This window comes from Novosphingobium sp. P6W, from assembly GCF_000876675.2.
Classification (GTDB): Bacteria; Pseudomonadota; Alphaproteobacteria; order Sphingomonadales; family Sphingomonadaceae; genus Novosphingobium.
In genome coordinates, this window is sequence record NZ_CP030352.1 from 1,746,176 (window position 1) to 1,763,140 (window position 16,965).

Consider the following 16,965-nt stretch of genomic DNA (forward strand, 5'->3'; position numbering starts at 1 on the left):
ACATGCAACCGATCGTGCAGTTCATCGCGGGCCTGCCCAAGGCGGAGCTTCACGTCCATCTGGAAGGCACGCTGGAAGCGGAACTGAAGTTCGAACTGGCCGCGCGCAACAAGCTGGACCTGCCTTACGCCGATGTCGCCGCGATGCGTGCCAGCTACCTCTACCACGATCTGCCCAGCTTCCTGACGATCTTCTACGAAGGTAGCGAGGTCCTGCTGCAGGAGGCGGATTTCCGCGATCTGGTCTATGCGTACCTCAACAAGGTCGCGTCGCAGAACGTGCTTTATGCCGAGATGTTCTTCGACCCGCAGCAGCATACCGACCGCGGCGTTCCCTTCGCCGTCATTATCGAGGGCCTGACGCGGGGCCGGCTCGAGGCGGAGCGCGACTTCGGTATCCGCTCGCAGCTCATCATGTGCTTCGTGCGTGAGCGCAGCGCGGAGAACGCGATGGCAGTGTTCGAGATGGCGCTGCCCTACAAGCACCTCATCGTGGGCCTGGGTCTCGATTCAGACGAAAAAGACAACCCGCCCGCCAAGTTCGCCGAAATCTTCCGGCGCGGCCGCGAAGAGGGTTTTCGCCTGACGATGCACTGCGACGTCGACCAGCTGAACACCCACGAACACATCCGCCAGGCCATCGAGGATATCGGCGTCGAGCGGATCGACCACGGCGCCAACCTGCTCGACCGCCCGGAACTGATCGCAGCCGCGCGCGAAAAGGGCCTGTTCTTTACCGTCTGTCCCTTCGCCAACGAGATGATGCGCCCGGGCGAGAACCAGTCGATCGCGCGCGGGATGCTCGACCTTGGCCTCAGGCTGACGCTCAATTCGGACGACCCCGCCTACATGGAGGGCAAGTACATCAACGAGAACATGCTGATGGCCCACGAACTGGCCGGTTTCGGACCGAAGGATTTGATCGCCGTCAGCCGCAATGCCTTCGACGCGGCGTGGATCGACGATGATCTGCGGGGCGAATTGCAGGGTCGGCTTGAGGCTTACGCCCTAGCCAGCATTCAGCCAATGGCCGCGAGGTAGACCGAGATCGTCGCGATCGACAGTACCGTCGAGACCAGGATCACCCGCGCCGTCACACCTGCTTCACGGCCGTAGAACTCGGCCAGCATGAACGGGCCGGTGCCGGTCGGCAACATCGCCAGCAGTACCGCTGCATGACGCGCCGGGGCGGAAAGCGGGAACAGCGTGGTCGCCAGCAGCCATGCGAGCGCCGGATGAACCACCAGCTTGATAGCAACGAGCAGGCTAGTGAGGCGAGCGTCGCTGCGTTCCACCTTCGGCCGCTTCTGCGCGAGGAACAGGCCCAGGCCAACCAGCGCGCAAGGCGAGGCAGCGGCCCCCAGCAGCTTGAGGAACACTTCGACCGGATGCGGCACGGCAAGCCCGCTCGCGGGAAAGAACGCGGCAACCACGGGGGCGACGATGAGCGGGTTCTTCGCCAGCGACTTCGCCACTTTGGCCGCGACCCTGAGCGGATGGCTGCCGACGTGGAGGCGAACCTCGATCATCACGATGGCCCCGGCAAATAGCACGCAGGCTACGATAATCGTCGAGATCAGCGTCAGCGTATTGCTCGACGGTCCAAGCGCCGCCAGCAGCAATGGGAAGCCGAGATAGCCGGTATTGGGATAAGCGGTAGCCAGCCCGAGCACCGGTCCGTCTGCATTCAGCCCGGATTTGCGGGCATGAAGGAGGATGGTGGCGACGAAGACAACCATCGTGCTGATCGTGAACACGGCGACGAAATGCGGCTGCCACAGTTCTTTCCAGCTTGATCCGGAAACAATGTCGAACAGCAGCGCAGGCAGGGCGAGATAGACCACGAAGCGGTTGAGTTCGCTCGATGCCTGCGGGCCCATCACGCCGATGCGGCGGACCAGCCATCCGGCGAATATCAGGGCGAAGATGGGCAGGACGATCGCCAGGATCGAGGTCACGCGAGCACTCCTGAGCGTAAAAGAGCCCGGCTAGGCCCGGGCCCGGGAGTGAGCGAGAGCAAATAGTGCGGTGCTGTTTGCGCAAGTTGCAATCGGATACGTCAAAAGGGCGGCCCGGTCACGCGGGCCGCGCTCGGAGACGGATCAGTCAGGACATGCGCATAAAGGGACTGATGCGCACATCTTGCCCACCTGCCTTATGCTGCGGCAGTAGTAGCTTCGCCGGTATCGGTTTCCACCACGGTCAGGCGGTTGCCGCCGATGGCGATCTTCTTGGGCTTCATGGCTTCGGGGACTTCGCGCACAAGGTCGATCACCAACAGGCCATCGGCAAGCTCGGCGGCGTCCACACGCACGTAGTCGGCCAGTTCGAAGCGGCGCTCGAACCCGCGCTGGGCGATGCCGACGTGCAGGTATTCACCCTCGGCGAGTTCATCGGGCTTGTTGCCTTTGACCACCAGAAGGTTGGCCTGCGCCGTGATGTCGATGTCCGCCGGCTTGAAGCCAGCGATGGCCAGCGTGATGCGGTAGGCATCCGCGGCTCGGCGTTCGATATTGAAGGGGGGGTACTTGTCGCCAGCCTGCGCGCGGCCCTGGTTCTCGATCATGTCGAACAGGCGGTCGAAACCGACCATGGTGCGGCGGTAGGGCGAAAAATCGATACGGTTCATGACAAAAATCCTCAACTGAGCAATCTTCGTAAGGGTGAGGCCCGGCAGTCCGGCGCCTCGTCGATGAGCATCCCCATGGCGGGCCATGACTCGTGACACTAGATATGTTAGCGGCCCGGCCTTTCAAGGGTCGCACCTTGAACCAGAGCGTTCTTGAAGGAGTATCGCATGAGCAAGCCCAGGATCGAGATCTACACCAAGTGGGGCTGCCCCTACTGCGTCGCGGCCAAGGGCCTGCTTGACGGCAAGGGCGTGACTTACGAGGAATACGACGTGACCATGGGCGGCCCCAAGCGCGCCGAGATGGTGGGCCGCGTGCCCGGCGCCGCCACGGTCCCGCAGGTGTTGGTGGACGACAAGGCCTATGGCGGCTTCGACGACATCAACGCGCTGGACCGCGAGGGCAAGCTCGACGCCATCCTCGGGCTTTGAAGCAGGTGACCCGCGCCGCGCTGCTGCAGATGACGACGGGTATCGACCCGCAGGCCAACGCTGCCACGATCGCCGGCGCGGTCGCGGAAGCGCGGGCGGGCGGGGCGGCGATGCTGTTCACGCCCGAGATGTCCGGCCTGCTCGACCGCAAGCGCGAGCGCGGGAAGCTGTCGATCCGCAGCGAGGCGGACGACGTGGTTCTTGCCGCCGTGCGGGCGGCGGCGCAACGCGAGGGCATGTGGGTCCACATCGGCTCGCTCGCCATCGAACGCGAGGACGGCAAGTGGGCCAACCGCGCCTTCGTGATCGACGACAAGGGCGACGTTCGCGCCCGCTACGACAAAATGCACATGTTCGACGTCGATCTTGCGACAGGCGAATCCTGGCGCGAATCAAACGCCTACACCGCTGGCGATGAAGTGGTGACGGTGGAGACCCCGCTCGGCCGCCTCGGCCTGGCGATCTGCTATGACGTGCGTTTCCCCGCGCTGTTCGAAGCGTTGGGCCGTGCCGGCTGCGATGTGATCGCGGTCCCCGCCGCCTTCACCGTGCCCACCGGAAAGGCGCACTGGCACCTCCTGCAGCGCGCCCGCGCCGTGGAGGCGAGCGCCTTTGTCCTCTCCGCTGCGCAGGTCGGCGTCCATGAGGATGGGCGCGAAACCTATGGTCACTCGCTGGTCGTCGATCCCTGGGGTGAAGTGTTGCTCGACATGGGCGGCGCGGATGACGGGGGAAGCGCGGGCCTCGCCTTCGTCGACCTCGATCCTGAACGGATCGCGGCGGTGCGGGCGCAGTTGCCCAGCCTTGCCAATCGCCGCGCTATCCCCGCATAGCGTTCGGTATGATCGTTTACGACCTGGAATGCCGCGCGGGGCAGCATCGATTCGAAGGCTGGTTCAAGTCTTCGGACGATTTCGCGCGTCAGCAGGAGAGGGGCTTCGTGTCCTGTCCGCAATGCGGATCGGGAGATGTCGACAAGGCTGTGCAGGCTCCGCGCCTCGCCCGCAAGGGCAACCAGCTGGCAGAAGCGCCTCCGGCGCGCCGCCAGCTTCCGGTTCCGGCCGTTCCCCCGCTTCAGGCGCCTGCACCCGTAGCCAACGCACCGCTGCCGCCTCAGGCGGTCGAGATGATGCAGGCGCTTGCGAAGATGCAGGCTGAGGCGCTGAAGTCGTCGCGCAATGCTGGCGAGAGTTTCGTCAAGGAAGCGCGCGCCATGCACTACGGTGAGCGTGATGCCGAAACGATCCACGGCCAGGCGACCTTGGGGGAGGCGAAGGAACTGCTGGAAGAAGGGATTGCGGTGATGCCGCTACCGTTTCCGGTGATCCCGCCCGAACAGACGAACTGAACGCAGCGTTCTCGCTTTCGGGCGATTGCCAAGCCGCCGAACGCAAGCTAGGACGCCTCGGCGTGCACCCGTAGCTCAGCCGGATAGAGCACCAGATTCCTAATCTGGGGGCCATGGGTTCGAATCCCGTCGGGTGCACCAACTTTCGAGTATGAAAAGAAGGCTTCGCAGGCCGCTTTTTACCGAAGAGAATTTCGCATCAGCCGTGAAGAAGCCAATCGACCCAGCGGGGCCGATGGCAGAGACTTTGCGCGGGTGATGGGTGATGGAAACCAGCTCGTCGAAAGTGCGAGCGCTAGGTTATTTCAGCCAAACAAATATTCTCGCTCGGCCATGGGCTGCCAATCCAAAATGCGTCGGCATTTCGGTCTTCTGCTGATCGATAATCGTAATAGTACAAAATTGGGGTGGCTCGACGGTTTGTTTCGCGTCGAAATCCCGCCGGGCATTGCCCGTGCCACCCCAATCCAAATCTTTGTCAGGCTGCCTTTGCCGCTGCTCGCGCGGCGAGCTTCTCTTCTTCGGTCCAGACTTTTCGCACGCGCTCTTTCTGCGGTTTGATTTGCTTGGCGGGCCCGCCGCCCAGCACGGGTGCGCGCATGGTCGAGTGCCGCGCGGTTTCCGAGTGCCACTGGTGATCGGCCTGAACCGTCAGGGTTCGGCCGATTTCCCGCTCGACATCATGCAGCCAGGCCCGCTGCTCGGCATCGCAAAGCGTGATGGCAAAGCCGCTACGTCCGGCGCGGCCGGTGCGGCCGATGCGGTGGACATAGCTTTCCGGCAGGCTGGGGAGGTCGTGATTGAACACATGCGTCACCGTGTCGACGTCGATGCCGCGCGCGGCGATATCGGTCGCCACGAGAACCTGTACGGTCCCGGCGCGGAATGCGTCCAGCGCACGCTCGCGTTGACCTTGCGACTTGTTGCCGTGCAGCGCCTCGGCGGTGATGCCGGCCTCGCTGATAAAAGCGCAGACTTCGTTGGCGATGTTCTTCTGCAGAGTGAAGACGACAGCCTGGCCGATGTCCTGTGCCTGCAGCAAAGTCAGCAGTGCCGTCTTCTTGTCGGCTGCATCGAGGAACATCACGGACTGTTCGATGCGATCGACGGTTGTCGAAGGGGGCGCGATCTCTACTTTCGCCGGATCGTTCAGAAGGCTGTCGGCCAGTGCGGCGATGGATTTCGGCATCGTTGCCGAAAACAGCAGCGTGTGCCGATCCTTCGGCAGCGCTTCGACGATGCGCTCGATCGGCTTGGCGAAGCCCATGTCCAGCATCTGGTCAGCCTCGTCCAAGACCAGCGCTTCCAGCGCGGACAGGTCGCACAGGCCCTGTTCAATCAAGTCCAGCAAACGCCCCGGCGTAGCCACGATGATGTCTACCCCGGCTTTCAGGGCATTGACCTGATGGAACTGGCTGACGCCGCCGAAGATCGTTGCCACTTGCGGCTGCACATGGCGGCCGAAACTCTCGAAGCCGGCGGCGATCTGGGAAACCAGTTCGCGCGTGGGGGCGAGCACAAGGACGCGGGCGCCGCCCTTGGGCGCCGGACGCGGATCCACGGCTAGGCGGTGCAGCAAGGGCAGCGCGAAAGCGGCGGTCTTGCCAGTGCCTGTCTGCGCCATGCCGAGCATGTCACGCCCTTGCAAAAGCATCGGGATGGATTGGGCCTGGATAGGAGTAGGGCTGACGTAGCCTTCCTCAGCTAGCGCCTGCAGCAAAGACGGTGCCAAAGACAGATCAGCGAAAGTCATGTTCATCGTCAAGCGGCGCCTCCAGCGCTGAGCAAGGCTGCGCCTGATAGGGCTTAGCGTATTGAGAGCGCGCGCTGTTAGGTGTGATGCTGCACCGCGTCAATGCGGAAAGCTGGGAGGCATTGACGGGATTGTTTTCAGGCTGATACCGTCGGCGTGTTCTGCTGCTGCCCGAACCGGGCGATCAGCCGTTCACCTCAGGCCGCGATCGATTTTCGGCCAAGCAGGATCGTGGTCGCGCCCAGCAGCAGACCGGCGGCAAGGTGCCCCATAAAATCCATCGCCGACATCTCGATGGGGTGGCAAAAGGCCAGGAGAGCAAAAGACAGGAACGCGATCCCGGCGCCGGCCAGGGTCAGAGAGCGCACGGGCGTCAAAGAGCGTGTCCGACGTAGCGCGAGGAGTGCGACGAGGATCATCGGAACCCCTGCCGCCAGCACGAAAGTGAAGCAGTAGCTGCCATGCCCCAGTTCGCCTCGTGGATGCCGGGAAATGCTGATGCTGTACATCGCCAGGCCCAGCCAGGTCGCCGCGCTTGTTCCAATCAACAGGTTCAGCCGTGCTGCGCCGCCCGCCACGCTGACGGACAGTGCGGCGATAAAGGCAGCAATACCGAGCGTGAGCGAAAGAGCGATATTGGCGGCCGCAATGCCCGCCAATGGTCCGGCCCAGTCGGTGGCGGAACGGTGTATGAACTGGGTCGCAAGATAACCGGCGCCCAGCGCCACCGGCGCCCAGGCAAGCGCCCGGTACCGCGCCGGAGCCACGCGGCGGACGGGCGAGGCTTCGTCGCATAGGGTATCGATCAGGGTGTCATGATCAACCATGTGTCTGATCTCCATGTTCACGTAATCTCAGGAGCGCGCGGTGCAGCAGGGATTTCACCGCGGAAATGGAGAGCCGGCTTTCCTGCGCGGCATCGTCCAGCGACATTTCCCGCAGCTTCACCATTTCCACCATCTGGCGCTGGCGTTCGGGTAGCACACTCAACATTCCTGCGACCTCCCGCTCGGTAGCCATTACCTCGAACGCGGCCGATGCTCCGACATCGACGGCGGCGCCCAGCATGTCTTCATCATTGACCTCCCGCCCGTGCGATCGGCCCTGCCTGCGCAGCGCATCAACGGCGCGAGCCGAAACGATGGCCGATACCCACGGGGACAGCGGCAGGGCCGGGTCGTACGTATGCCGCAGCCGGTGGATGGTCATCAGCACTTCCTGCACCACGTCCTCGGCCAGAACGTCATCGAAGATCCGGCGGCGAACCCGCACGCGGACGGCGGGCACCAGCGCCCGCAGCACCAGTCGGTAGGCGCGCTGGTTACCGTCTTGCGCCTGCGCCATCAGGCCGGGCCAGGCATGTTCCAGAGGCAGGTCGTTTGCCACGCTGGTCCTAAAAAGCCTCGGGCGGCGGCATTCGAAATCGTATCATCGTTTCGTCAAACCTTCTTGCCAGCGGCGGTCTTCAGGGCCGCAACAGCCGTCTTTATGTCGAGCAGCTGCGGCAGGATCACCGGATCGCCGCCCTTCGCCGGGTAGACGAGGTAAAGCGGCAGCCCGGATCGTCCGAGTTCCATCATAGCCTGCTCGATCCGCGCGTCATAGTTGGTCGAGTCCGCGACCATGTAGGTCGTACCGGTCTCGGCGATGGCGGCCTTGAACGCATCGGTGGAAAGCACGGCTTTCTCGTTCACCTTGCAGGTGAGGCACCATTCCGCCGAAAAGTCGACGAACACGGCGCGGCCCGCGGCACGCTCCCTGGCGACCGCTTCGGGCGACCATGGCACTGGCCTGCGCTCGGCGGACGGGGGCGATGCTTCGGCGAGGGCAGGCTTGGCCGGCGCGCGCAGGGCGCTGCCGGGCGAGGCAAAAAGTACGCCGATCACCACGAGGCCGACGGCGGCCATGCCGTGCAGGGTCTTGGCGGGACGGCCGGACATGCGGCGCCTTTGCGCAATGCCGAAGATCCAGCAGGCGAACGCCAGCAGCAGCGCGCAGCCCAGCATCAGCGCCAGCCCCCCACTACCCGTCTGCTGGGCCAGGACCCATAGCAGCCACGCGGCAGCCGCGAGCATCGGGAAGGCCAGCGCATGCTTGAGCGTCGTCATCCATGCACCGGGGCGCGGCAAACGCCGGGCAAGTCCCGGGCTGAAGGACAGCAGCGTAAACGGCGCCGCGACGCCGGCGCCCAGCGCCGCAAAGATTGAGAGCGCAGCCAAGGGGGGCTGCACCAGGGCAAAACCGATGGCTCCGGCCATGAAGGGGCCAGCGCAGGGCGTCGCCACCAAGACCGCCAGCGCGCCTGTCAGCGCCGCGCCGAGCAGCCCGTCTTTGTCATCCAGCGTCTGGCCCATGCGCTGCAGGCCAAGCCCGAATTCGAACAGGCCGGTAAGGTTGAGCGCTGAGCCTAGCAGCACCAGGATCAGCAGGCCCACGACAAGCGGAGACTGGAGCTGAAAACCCCAGCCCACCGCTTGTCCGCCGGCACGCAGCCCGATCAGAGTGCCGGCAAGCGCCAGCATCGCGAGCAGGGTGCCGGCGAAAAATGCCGCCCCCTCCTGCCGCATGCGCTTCGGGTCGCCCCCTTGCCGGGCCAGCCCGAACGCTTTGAGCGAAATAATCGGGAATACGCAGGGCATGAGGTTCAGGATCAGCCCGCCCATAAAGGCGGACAACAGGGCAACAAGCATGATTGGGACTCACAGGGGCTGGGGACGACCGAAAGCGACAGGCCGGATCAGCCGTGCTTGGCTTTCCATGCGCGCACCGCCGCCATCGTCTTCTCGATGTGGGCCTGGGGATTCATGTCGGTATAGCTGAGCAGGATGGTGCCGTTAGGCGCGATCACGAACGAGGTACGGTTCGAAATCGCCTGCTTGGCGCCTTGCATCGTCGTGTCGAACTTCGCTGCGACCTTGGCACCCGGATCGGCGGCTACGGCAAATTTGTTGCGGCATTCCGACTTCGAGAATTCGGCGACCCGCTCGACGTTGCCTGCGGTGACGCCGATGACGCTGGCGCCCAGCTTGTTGAAGTTACCCGTCGCCTCGGCGAACATATGCGCCTCCACCGTGCAGCCCGATGTGAAGGCCGCCGGGAAGAAGTAGAGCACGACCGGGCCCTTCTTCAGTGCCTTTGCCAGCGACAGATTGAAAGACTTGCCGCCAAGCGCCGCGTTCAGCGTGAAATCGGGGGCCTTGGCGCCTTGGGGCAGTGCTGCGAAACTCTGGGTGGGCATTGCAGCCATGAACAGCCCACAGGCCAGCGACAGGGCGAAATTCTTCCGGATTTTCATTGGCTCAGCTCCGACACGGATTGTGATGAAAGGCGCGCCGTCGGGCGCCTTCACAATGGTGTTCGCTGTCGCTCGGCAAAAAGTTGCGGTCCTGCATCAGAAGGTCGCAATTTTTCTTCCAAACGCCGACGGCCCGATCCAAGGAGCTTTCAAGGCGCTGACCATATAAGAGAGCCGATGGGCCTTGCGCGATAGCAATGGTTTACGCCGATGCCCGTTCGGCGGCGCCTGCTTGCAAACCACGAAGCGCTACAAAAAAATGCCGAAGGTGACGAAGATCGGCGAACGCCTTCGAAGTAGGCAGAGCTTGGCTTGCCGATGACAATGTAGTGGGGCGCCAGCGACGCGGCGTGACAACGGCAACAGAAGAATCACGTCAAATACCGCCCAGCAAGTCCGCCATTGGCGAGCCATTATGGGAAGAGGCGGCGTATAGCCAAATTTTCCCTTATTTATCAGAAATTTTTGGCGGACAGGGTGGGATTCGAAAAACTGAACTATCTAGCTGTTTCTATTGATTATTTTTATTTTCATCCCCTCAGTCCCACACTGGGTCCCACAGTCGCTTCCATCCATTCAAATGGCCGACGTCAAAGCGAATAATTAATGATGCCCTCACCTAATCCAAAGCGCCGGCTTATTTGTTGAAAGACAATAAGGAGCACCCTTGTAGCACGCCAATAACCGGCCGAATTTGGGACAAACTCGCCATTCGCGATCACACTCACGAACGGCGGGTTTCGGTTGAATCGGACGTTTGCGCGTCCTTGCTAATTGACCTCGGAATGAGCAACGCTCGGCCGCGCGCAGACTGGCGATTTACAGACGATCGATCACCGGAAAACCGTCGCTTTTCGATTTTAGCGGGCTGTGTCGATAATCATGCCGCCGTCAGGGGTGAGGCTATAGCCGGTCAGGAACTGGGCATCCTTGCTGGCGAGGAACAGCACCACCGGGGCAATGTCCTCGTCAGGCGAACCAAAACGTGCAAGCGCGCTGTTGGGCGCAGGCGCATTCGCTTCCGCCGCACCCCAGGTGTCGGCAACGGGCAGGACATTGTTGACGGTGATGTTGTCCGGCCCCCATTCGCGCGACGCTGTGCGCGTGAGCGCCCGCGTGGCTTCTTTGGCCATGTTATAAGGGCCGTAGGGCGACATGCCGAGTGTGGCCGCCGGCGATCCGAAATTGATGACCCGACCATCGCCGCTGGCCTTGAGATAGGGATAGCAGGCCTGCATCACTCGCAGGCTGGCGATCGGGCCGGTATCGAAGTTGCGTTGGAGTTGCTCGACCGACAGATCGTTGATCGGCGACATGACCACCGCGGGATCGAAGGCATTGTTGACCAGGATGTCGATCTGTTCCCAGGCGGCGACCACCTTGTCGACGGCCGCCTTGATCTGATCCGGATCGCTGACGTCGGTCGGTACGCCGAGCGCGGTCCCACCGGCGGTCTCGATGTCCGCGACGACCGCATCGACATTCGCAGGCGTGATCGAGAGGACCGCGACCTTCGCACCCTCCGCAGCGAATAGCCTGGCGGTGGCGCGGCCGATACCGCGGCCTGCGCCGGTGATGATGGCGACTTTTCCGTCGAGGCGGCCCATTATGAAGTCCTTCCGATAAGCGTTGATAGGGGCGCGGCAAAAGCCGGCGCATAGGGCGATGGGATGTCGCGTGCCGCGTTCTGCGTGGCGAACGACGCGGCCAGGAGCACCAGCGCCACAGCCGCGGGCATGGCGCCCTTCGGCTTGCCTACGCCGAAATGGGCCATCCCCGAGAGCAACAGATGATAGAAGATACCGGCATAGGCGAGATCGCTGAGTGCCACGCTAACGCGAGACAGAATCGCCACCGGGCCGGCGATCTTCACCACGATCATGAAGGGCAGCAGATAAGGCGCCGGATAGCTCAGTTCGACGAGGACTGATCTGACCCAGTCCTTCTTTGTAGCGTACAGGAAGGCGGACGCCAGATAGAGCAGGACAAGCAATCCCGTGCTGATCCAATATGTACAGATTGCGGCCATGACGCTTCCCATCCGCCCCCAATGCGGGCGACTATCCGGTTAAATCACGTTCGTCGGACCTGAAGCATTCCCAACAGCGCCGCGAACCTGTATCGAAATGTCATCCAGGATAACAAGCTGCAAGTAGGATGAATTTATGACACCAAGTATGGAAAACCATACTAATGGATGATGGTGGCTTCACCATGCAGGATGAGATGCGCCGCGCTTTCGCGATGCTCTCCGGCAAATGGAAACTGGAGATCATGTGGCTGCTGCATCAGCGGATGCACCGTTTTGGGGAGCTGCGAAAAGGCATTCCGGGCATCACACAGCATATGCTCACCGCCCAGCTTCGGGAACTGGAGGCAGACGGTCTAGTCTCGCGCACCGTTTTCGCGGAGGTGCCGCCGCGCGTCGAATATGAGATGACAGCCAAGGCGCGCGGGCTTGGCCCCACCATGGAGGCCCTGACCGCCTGGTGGAACGAATATGGCAAGACCCTGCCGGAAAAACCGATAGCGCGCGGGCGGAAGAAAACACCGAGCAACCGGCTCGGGTCCGCATAGGGCAAGGCGGCCGCGCCGACCATTTGTCGCGCGCGGCCGCATGTCCTTTTCCGGTCAGGCGGCGAGATGCCCCTGGAAGAAGCTGGTCAGCTTGTCGAACGGGATGATGTTGACCTGGTCATAGAGGTCGGTGTGGGTGGCACCGGGAATGATCATCAATTCCTTGGGCTCCGCCGCTGCCGCATAGGCCGTCTCGCTGAAGTAGCGGGAATGGGCCTTCTCGCCATGCACGAGCAGGATCGGTCGGGGTGAGATTTCCGCGATATAGGTGAGGATCGGCAGATTGAAGAACGGCAGCGGCGTAGTGAGCGACCATGCGGCGTTCGAGTTGATCGCGCGGGGATGGAAGCCGCGCTTCGTCTTGTAATAGGCGGCATAATGCACGACGAACTCCGGCTCCCCGCCCTTCAACTCCAGCGAGACCGGGCCATAGGCAGGAGTGCCCTTCTCAGCATCGATCCAGCGCTGGCGGCTCATCTGCTCCAGCGCCTCGTTGCGCTGCTGCGGAGTCGTGCTGTCATTGTAGCCCTTCGACATGACGCGGGTCATGTCGTACATGGTGCTGGCGACGACGGCCTTGATCCGCTTGTCGATCGACGCTGTGCTGAGCGCCATGCCGCCCCAGCCACAGATGCCAATGACGCCGATCCGCTCGCGGTCGATCTCCGGCCGCAGCCCGATGAAGTCGACGGCGGCACTGAAATCCTCGGTGTTGGTGTCGGGCGATGCGACGTTACGCGGCTCTCCGCCGCTCTCGCCCGTATAGGAAGGATCGAAGGCGAGCGTTGCGAACCCGCGCTCGGCCATGGTCTGGGCATAGAGGCCCGAGGATTGCTCCTTCACCGCGCCGAACGGGCCGCTGACTACGATCGCCGCGAGCTTACCCGTCCCGCGATCCTTGGGGAGATACAGATCCGCAGCAAGGGTGATGCCGTAGCGGTTCTTGAACGATACCTTCTGGTGATCGACGGCTTTGCTGCGCGGAAACGTTTTGTCCCAAAGCTGTGTCATGATGTGTTCCTTTGCTGAAGCGAGAGAGGGGATCGCGAGGACGCCCAGCGTGGCGAGGCCGGCGGCGCCAGCCTTCAGCACGCCGCGGCGCCCGAATGTGGAAGATCGGTCGGTCATGGCAGCGCCCTCCCTGTCAGGCCGGTTGTTCGGCTATGTCCCGCGCTATGCCGACGCGCGATGTGAGTACCGCCAGCATCGACGCGATCACGAGGAGCCCGGCGGCGAAGCTGAACGGCCCGCGATAACCCCAGCCGTCGAACAGCAGGCCGCCGACGATTGCACCCAGCATGATCGCAAGCTGGATGATCGCGACCATCAGGCCGCCGCCGGCCTCTGCCTCGTGCGGCATGGTTTTGCTGAGCCAAGTCCACCATCCGACCGGGGCGGCCGTGCTGAGCAGGCCCCAGAGCGTGAGCAGCAGACCGACCTTCAGCGGCGTGCCGTCGATTTCGACGAGCGTGATAGCGATGACCGCCAAGGCCGCCGGAATGGCGATAAGCAAGCTGTAGAGATGCGACTTGAGCAGCCAGCCGATCACGATCGTGCCGACGAAACCCGCAACGCCAAGCGCCAGCAACATGCCCGAGATCAGCGGTGCGTCGTTGCCTGTCACCAGATCCAGGAACGGGCGCAAATAGGTGAAGAGCGTGAACTGGCCGAAGAAGAACAGCGAGACCGCTATCATGCCGATGGCGAACGGACGATGCTTCAGGAGGGCGAACACGTCGCGCGCGCGGACCGTCGCCTTTTCGGGCGGCAGGGCGGGCAGGCTGCGCCACTGCCACAGGAAAGCGATCGCGGCGAGCGGCACCACGCAGAAGAAGGCACCGCGCCAACCGATCAGCCCGCCGAGCAGGCTGCCGATGGGCGCACCCAATGTCGTCGCGACCGCATTGCCGCCGTTGAGCAGAGCCAGCGCCTTTGGCACGGAACTCTCAGGGACGAGCCGCATGACGATCGCCGCCGATATCGACCAGAAGCCGCCGATCGCGACACCGAGCAACGCCCGCCCCGCCATCAGCAGCGCCGCATTGGGCGCCAGCGCCACCATCACGCCGGATACGACCATCAGGGCGGTGAAGATCAGCACGACGCGCCGCCGATCCGACACGCCGATGATCGCCGAGATGAACAGGCTGGTAATGAGCGCGAAGAAGCCGGAAATGGAGATCGACTGCCCGGCATGGCCTTCGGTGATCGCCAGATCGCGCGCGATCGGCGTCAACAGGCTGACGGGCATGAATTCCGACGCGATCAAGATGGTCGCGCATAACGCCATGGCGATAACAGCGCCCCACGCGGGCACCGTGACGGTCTTGCCGGATGCCGGCATGGTCTACCTCATTCTTCGGATGAATTTCTCCTCCCCCATCTAGCCCGAGCGGCCATCCATTATTAGATGCATAAGTCTTCTGATAATCAGTAGGGATTGTAATCAATGGCGCGAGAGACGCTGAGTGACATCACCGCCTTCGTGCACGTGGCGCGTGAGGGCAGCTTCACGAACGCGGCCGGAAAGCTCGGCCTCTCCCAGTCTGCGATCAGCCAGATCGTGAAGAAACTGGAGGATCGGCTCGGCGTGCAGTTGCTGGTCCGCACGACCCGCAGCGTCGCGCCGACCGAGATCGGCGAGCGGCTTTTGCAGAAAGTCAGCCCCTATCTGGACGGCATCGAGGCGGAACTGGCAGCCGTCAACGAAACGCGTGACAGGCCGGCCGGCAATATCCGGATCAGCGCGTCGGATCACGCGATCAACGAGCTTCTGCTGCCCAAGCTTGCCGCGTTCATGAAGGACTATCCCGACGTCCGCGTCGAGATGATCACCGACTATGGCCTGATCGACATCATCAGTGAGCGTTATGACGCGGGCGTGCGCTACGGCGAAACTTTGGCGAAGGACATGATCGCCGTGCGTATCGGACCGGACGCGCGCATGGTCGCCGTCGGCTCGCCGGACTATTTCGGACGATATGGTCGGCCCCATAGCCCATCCGACCTCCAGTCGCACAATTGCATCGGGCTGCGCCAATCCTCCGGTCGCCTCTACGCCTGGGAATTGCAGCGGGAGGGCGAGGCGGAGATCAAGGTGCAGGTCAGCGGGCAGCTAATCTTCAATAACAGCTATTCTTGCCTCAGCGCCGCCCTGGCGGGCCTCGGTCTCGCCTTCATTCCGCAGGATTTGGCGGAGGCACATCTGCGGGCCGGCAGGCTGGAGATCGTGCTGGGCGAATGGAGCCAGCCCTTTCCAGGCTTCTACCTCTATTACCCGACCGTCACGCAGCCATCCCCGGCCTTCTCGCTGCTTGTCGAGGCGTTGCGACATCGTTGGCCGGAACGCGGTGCTTGATCTGGCATCCCTACAGCTCGAGCGGGCGCAGCTCGCGGATGAGTGCGATGAGTAGCCGCAGGCCGGTGGGAACCTGTCGGCGGCCGGAATAATAGATGTGGAACCCCGACCCCATAGAGCCCCAGTCTGCCAATACCGAGCGTAGGGCGCCACTCTCCACATAAGGGCGAAGCACCGGCTCGCCACCATAGATGATCCCTAGGCCGTTCAGCCCCTGCCCAGCGCAGCATGACTGGCATCGACGGTCAGCGCCTCGGGTGTCGCAACAGAGATCGTGTCCGCGCCTTGGTCAAATTCCCATTGATCGACCTGATCATTGCCGAGCCGGATGCGCACGCAGCGATGATCCTTCAGGTCATGCGGCGTCTGCGGCGTCCCGAAGCGCTTCAGATAGGCAGGGGCCGGCGCCGCGATCCAGCGGATGTCGGGTGAGAGGCGCTGGGCGATCATGTCCTCGGGCACGGTGCCGCCGTAGCGGATACCCGCGTCGAAGCCGCTGCCGACTCCGCACGATCGTCAGCTATCCAGGCAACCCGGCTTCGAATCGGACGGTCGCCTACCGGCCAGTCCAAGGCATCCAGATTGAGGAAGCTGCCGGTCCGCACCTGATAGCGTAAAATTGGGTGCTGAGCGGGCGAGAAGGGTCCGGGTTTCATCGGGGACGACCGCCGGGTCGTGGGACTTTGCCGCTGTTCCCAAGCATCGGCGCAAACGACGGGTTTCGGATTTATCGGTCGTTCTCGGGGCAGTGGTCGCAAACAAGCGAATGAGCGAAAACGGCCGTTTTGAAACTGTCCGTTCCGGGTACGCAGGTACAGATAGCGGCCCGCCCGCTGTTAGTGCCCGTGCAGTGCGACGAGCACGATTGCTGCCCGTCCACCGGCGACCATTATGCGATCATCAGCCAGCGTTTTTTATCCCCGGGAGCTGTCCATCCGCTTTCTCCCATCGCCCGCACAAATGGCCCAATGCGGATTGGCGGGGAACGGAGATCGGCCGGCGATAGCTGCTGTTGAGGCGAAGCGCTCGACTGCAGGCTGCATAAATCTGCTGACAAAATTGGGGGGGCTCGGATAGCGGTAAACCGATGAACCCTACGGCTGTCTCGCACGACACTATAGGCCTCGCCGGTCGCCTTGGCCGTGCAAAGAGGTTGTCACCAGATGATTGGCATTTCCCAACCGAGGCATCCGTGAAATTCTCACGCGAGCCCCTCATGACCTTTCGGGTATATTGGCAATTTTTTGCCCCTGCCTCATCGGTGTTGTGGACACAGCCGCACATGCCGCGAGCTGCCCATTCAATGAGGGCGCCCATGTTTATCGTGCTGATTATCCTCGTCTTCCTCATGTCGGTCGGTGCCCTCATAGCGCTCATCAGGGTGCTTTTTGCGTTTTCGCGTGAGGAAGACCGAATTAAAGGTGGTGACGACGCCTATCTTCGGCGCGGTAAACAGCAAAACCGGACGATGACACAGAGGGTGATCTTTCAGGCGATGGCGGTCCTGGCCGTAACGGCGCTGGGCCTCCTCTTCTCAGCCCATTGATCCCACTGAAGGAAGTTTTGATGAACTG

The 16,965-nt window shown here is 62.7% G+C and carries 18 protein-coding genes, 1 tRNA gene and 1 pseudogene; 8 read left to right on the forward strand and 12 right to left on the reverse strand.

The window, feature by feature from the left end; all coding sequences use genetic code 11:
- The first annotated feature begins 2 nt into the window (after window positions 1-2).
- The gene (gene add, locus TQ38_RS08430; protein WP_043977698.1) at window positions 3-1,040 is read left to right on the forward strand and encodes an adenosine deaminase; all 1,038 of its coding nucleotides are present in this window, start codon (window positions 3-5) and stop codon (window positions 1,038-1,040) included.
- Here add and TQ38_RS08435 read toward each other — a convergent pair.
- The gene (locus TQ38_RS08435; RefSeq protein ID WP_043977699.1) at window positions 1,019-1,957 is read right to left on the reverse strand and encodes an AEC family transporter; all 939 of its coding nucleotides are present in this window, start codon (window positions 1,955-1,957) and stop codon (window positions 1,019-1,021) included. The two genes, add and TQ38_RS08435, sit on opposite strands and share 22 nt — an antisense overlap.
- Window positions 1,958-2,154: 197 nt before the next feature.
- On the reverse strand, window positions 2,155-2,628 hold the full coding sequence (locus TQ38_RS08440) for an Hsp20 family protein (RefSeq protein ID WP_043977700.1): 474 nt from the start codon (window positions 2,626-2,628) through the stop codon (window positions 2,155-2,157).
- Between the two features lie 168 nt (window positions 2,629-2,796).
- On the opposite strand from TQ38_RS08440, the gene grxC reads away from it, so the two are divergent.
- The 4 genes from grxC to TQ38_RS08460 all read left to right on the forward strand — a co-directional run bounded on the left by grxC (window position 2,797) and on the right by TQ38_RS08460 (window position 4,549).
- Entirely contained in the window at window positions 2,797-3,060 is a 264-nt protein-coding gene (gene grxC / locus TQ38_RS08445; protein ID WP_043977702.1) for a glutaredoxin 3, read from the forward strand.
- 5 nt (window positions 3,061-3,065) lie between these two features.
- Entirely contained in the window at window positions 3,066-3,893 is an 828-nt protein-coding gene (locus TQ38_RS08450) for a carbon-nitrogen hydrolase family protein (protein ID WP_043977842.1), read from the forward strand.
- An 8-nt stretch (window positions 3,894-3,901) separates the two neighbouring features.
- Window positions 3,902-4,408 (forward strand): DUF1178 family protein, encoded by a 507-nt coding sequence (locus TQ38_RS08455; protein WP_043977704.1) that lies wholly within the window; start codon window positions 3,902-3,904, stop codon window positions 4,406-4,408.
- Between the two features lie 64 nt (window positions 4,409-4,472).
- Window positions 4,473-4,549 (forward strand) — tRNA-Arg (locus tag TQ38_RS08460).
- A 337-nt stretch (window positions 4,550-4,886) separates the two neighbouring features.
- Here the strand turns inward: TQ38_RS08460 and TQ38_RS08465 are convergent.
- The 7 genes from TQ38_RS08465 to TQ38_RS08495 all read right to left on the reverse strand — a co-directional run bounded on the left by TQ38_RS08465 (window position 4,887) and on the right by TQ38_RS08495 (window position 11,449).
- The gene (locus TQ38_RS08465) at window positions 4,887-6,167 is read right to left on the reverse strand and encodes a DEAD/DEAH box helicase (protein ID WP_043977706.1); all 1,281 of its coding nucleotides are present in this window, start codon (window positions 6,165-6,167) and stop codon (window positions 4,887-4,889) included.
- A gap of 191 nt (window positions 6,168-6,358) precedes the next feature.
- A complete protein-coding gene (locus TQ38_RS08470; protein WP_043977709.1) occupies window positions 6,359-6,988 on the reverse strand; it encodes an NrsF family protein in 630 nt (209 codons plus the stop codon).
- Window positions 6,981-7,547 (reverse strand): sigma-70 family RNA polymerase sigma factor, encoded by a 567-nt coding sequence (locus TQ38_RS08475; RefSeq protein WP_205316013.1) that lies wholly within the window; start codon window positions 7,545-7,547, stop codon window positions 6,981-6,983. Before TQ38_RS08475 ends, TQ38_RS08470 begins: the two co-directional genes overlap by 8 nt.
- A 53-nt stretch (window positions 7,548-7,600) precedes the next feature.
- Entirely contained in the window at window positions 7,601-8,851 is a 1,251-nt protein-coding gene (locus tag TQ38_RS08480; protein WP_043977710.1) for a protein-disulfide reductase DsbD, read from the reverse strand.
- Between the two features lie 47 nt (window positions 8,852-8,898).
- Complete coding sequence (locus TQ38_RS08485; RefSeq protein ID WP_043977844.1) at window positions 8,899-9,456, reverse strand: peroxiredoxin; 558 nt, start codon at window positions 9,454-9,456, stop codon at window positions 8,899-8,901.
- An 860-nt stretch (window positions 9,457-10,316) separates the two neighbouring features.
- Window positions 10,317-11,063: an SDR family NAD(P)-dependent oxidoreductase gene (locus TQ38_RS08490; protein WP_043977712.1), complete on the reverse strand. Its 747-nt coding sequence runs from the start codon at window positions 11,061-11,063 to the stop codon at window positions 10,317-10,319.
- The gene (locus tag TQ38_RS08495) at window positions 11,063-11,449 is read right to left on the reverse strand and encodes a hypothetical protein (RefSeq protein ID WP_205316014.1); all 387 of its coding nucleotides are present in this window, start codon (window positions 11,447-11,449) and stop codon (window positions 11,063-11,065) included. Before TQ38_RS08495 ends, TQ38_RS08490 begins: the two co-directional genes overlap by 1 nt.
- 200 nt (window positions 11,450-11,649) lie before the next feature.
- Between TQ38_RS08495 and TQ38_RS08500 the strand changes: the two genes are divergently transcribed.
- Window positions 11,650-12,033, forward strand: coding sequence for a helix-turn-helix domain-containing protein (locus TQ38_RS08500; RefSeq protein ID WP_043977724.1), 384 nt, complete (start codon window positions 11,650-11,652; stop codon window positions 12,031-12,033).
- A gap of 54 nt (window positions 12,034-12,087) precedes the next feature.
- Here TQ38_RS08500 and TQ38_RS08505 read toward each other — a convergent pair whose 3' ends face one another.
- On the reverse strand, window positions 12,088-13,161 hold the full coding sequence (locus TQ38_RS08505) for an alpha/beta hydrolase (protein WP_043977726.1): 1,074 nt from the start codon (window positions 13,159-13,161) through the stop codon (window positions 12,088-12,090).
- 16 nt (window positions 13,162-13,177) lie between these two features.
- Window positions 13,178-14,377, reverse strand: coding sequence for an MFS transporter (locus TQ38_RS08510; protein WP_043977728.1), 1,200 nt, complete (start codon window positions 14,375-14,377; stop codon window positions 13,178-13,180).
- Window positions 14,378-14,482: 105 nt separating this feature from the next.
- Between TQ38_RS08510 and TQ38_RS08515 the strand changes: the two genes are divergently transcribed.
- Window positions 14,483-15,391, forward strand: a complete 909-nt coding sequence (locus TQ38_RS08515; RefSeq protein WP_043977730.1) for a LysR family transcriptional regulator — start codon at window positions 14,483-14,485, stop codon at window positions 15,389-15,391.
- Between the two features lie 207 nt (window positions 15,392-15,598).
- On the opposite strand, the pseudogene TQ38_RS30550 reads toward TQ38_RS08515, so the two are convergent.
- A pseudogene (locus tag TQ38_RS30550) lies at window positions 15,599-15,883 on the reverse strand (LysR substrate-binding domain-containing protein); the annotation flags it as partial.
- An 823-nt stretch (window positions 15,884-16,706) separates the two neighbouring features.
- Here TQ38_RS30550 and TQ38_RS29930 point away from each other — a divergent pair.
- Window positions 16,707-16,937, forward strand: a complete 231-nt coding sequence (locus tag TQ38_RS29930) for an HIG1 domain-containing protein (RefSeq protein ID WP_162792223.1) — start codon at window positions 16,707-16,709, stop codon at window positions 16,935-16,937.
- Window positions 16,938-16,965: the final 28 nt, after the last annotated feature.

Excerpts from the sequence above, each read along its gene's own strand:
- add (WP_043977698.1), top strand. The coding sequence starts at position 3 with ATGCAACCGATCGTGCAGTTCATCGCGGGCCTGCCCAAGGCGGAGCTT.
- TQ38_RS08440 (WP_043977700.1), bottom strand. The coding sequence starts at position 2,628 with ATGAACCGTATCGATTTTTCGCCCTACCGCCGCACCATGGTCGGTTTC.
- grxC (WP_043977702.1), top strand. The coding sequence starts at position 2,797 with ATGAGCAAGCCCAGGATCGAGATCTACACCAAGTGGGGCTGCCCCTAC.
- TQ38_RS08455 (WP_043977704.1), top strand. The coding sequence starts at position 3,902 with ATGATCGTTTACGACCTGGAATGCCGCGCGGGGCAGCATCGATTCGAA.
- TQ38_RS08465 (WP_043977706.1), bottom strand. The coding sequence starts at position 6,167 with ATGAACATGACTTTCGCTGATCTGTCTTTGGCACCGTCTTTGCTGCAG.
- TQ38_RS08470 (WP_043977709.1), bottom strand. The coding sequence starts at position 6,988 with ATGGTTGATCATGACACCCTGATCGATACCCTATGCGACGAAGCCTCG.
- TQ38_RS08480 (WP_043977710.1), bottom strand. The coding sequence starts at position 8,851 with ATGCTTGTTGCCCTGTTGTCCGCCTTTATGGGCGGGCTGATCCTGAAC.
- TQ38_RS08485 (WP_043977844.1), bottom strand. The coding sequence starts at position 9,456 with ATGAAAATCCGGAAGAATTTCGCCCTGTCGCTGGCCTGTGGGCTGTTC.
- TQ38_RS08490 (WP_043977712.1), bottom strand. The coding sequence starts at position 11,063 with ATGGGCCGCCTCGACGGAAAAGTCGCCATCATCACCGGCGCAGGCCGC.
- TQ38_RS08500 (WP_043977724.1), top strand. The coding sequence starts at position 11,650 with ATGGATGATGGTGGCTTCACCATGCAGGATGAGATGCGCCGCGCTTTC.
- TQ38_RS08505 (WP_043977726.1), bottom strand. The coding sequence starts at position 13,161 with ATGACCGACCGATCTTCCACATTCGGGCGCCGCGGCGTGCTGAAGGCT.
- TQ38_RS08510 (WP_043977728.1), bottom strand. The coding sequence starts at position 14,377 with ATGCCGGCATCCGGCAAGACCGTCACGGTGCCCGCGTGGGGCGCTGTT.
- TQ38_RS08515 (WP_043977730.1), top strand. The coding sequence starts at position 14,483 with ATGGCGCGAGAGACGCTGAGTGACATCACCGCCTTCGTGCACGTGGCG.
- TQ38_RS29930 (WP_162792223.1), top strand. The coding sequence starts at position 16,707 with ATGTTTATCGTGCTGATTATCCTCGTCTTCCTCATGTCGGTCGGTGCC.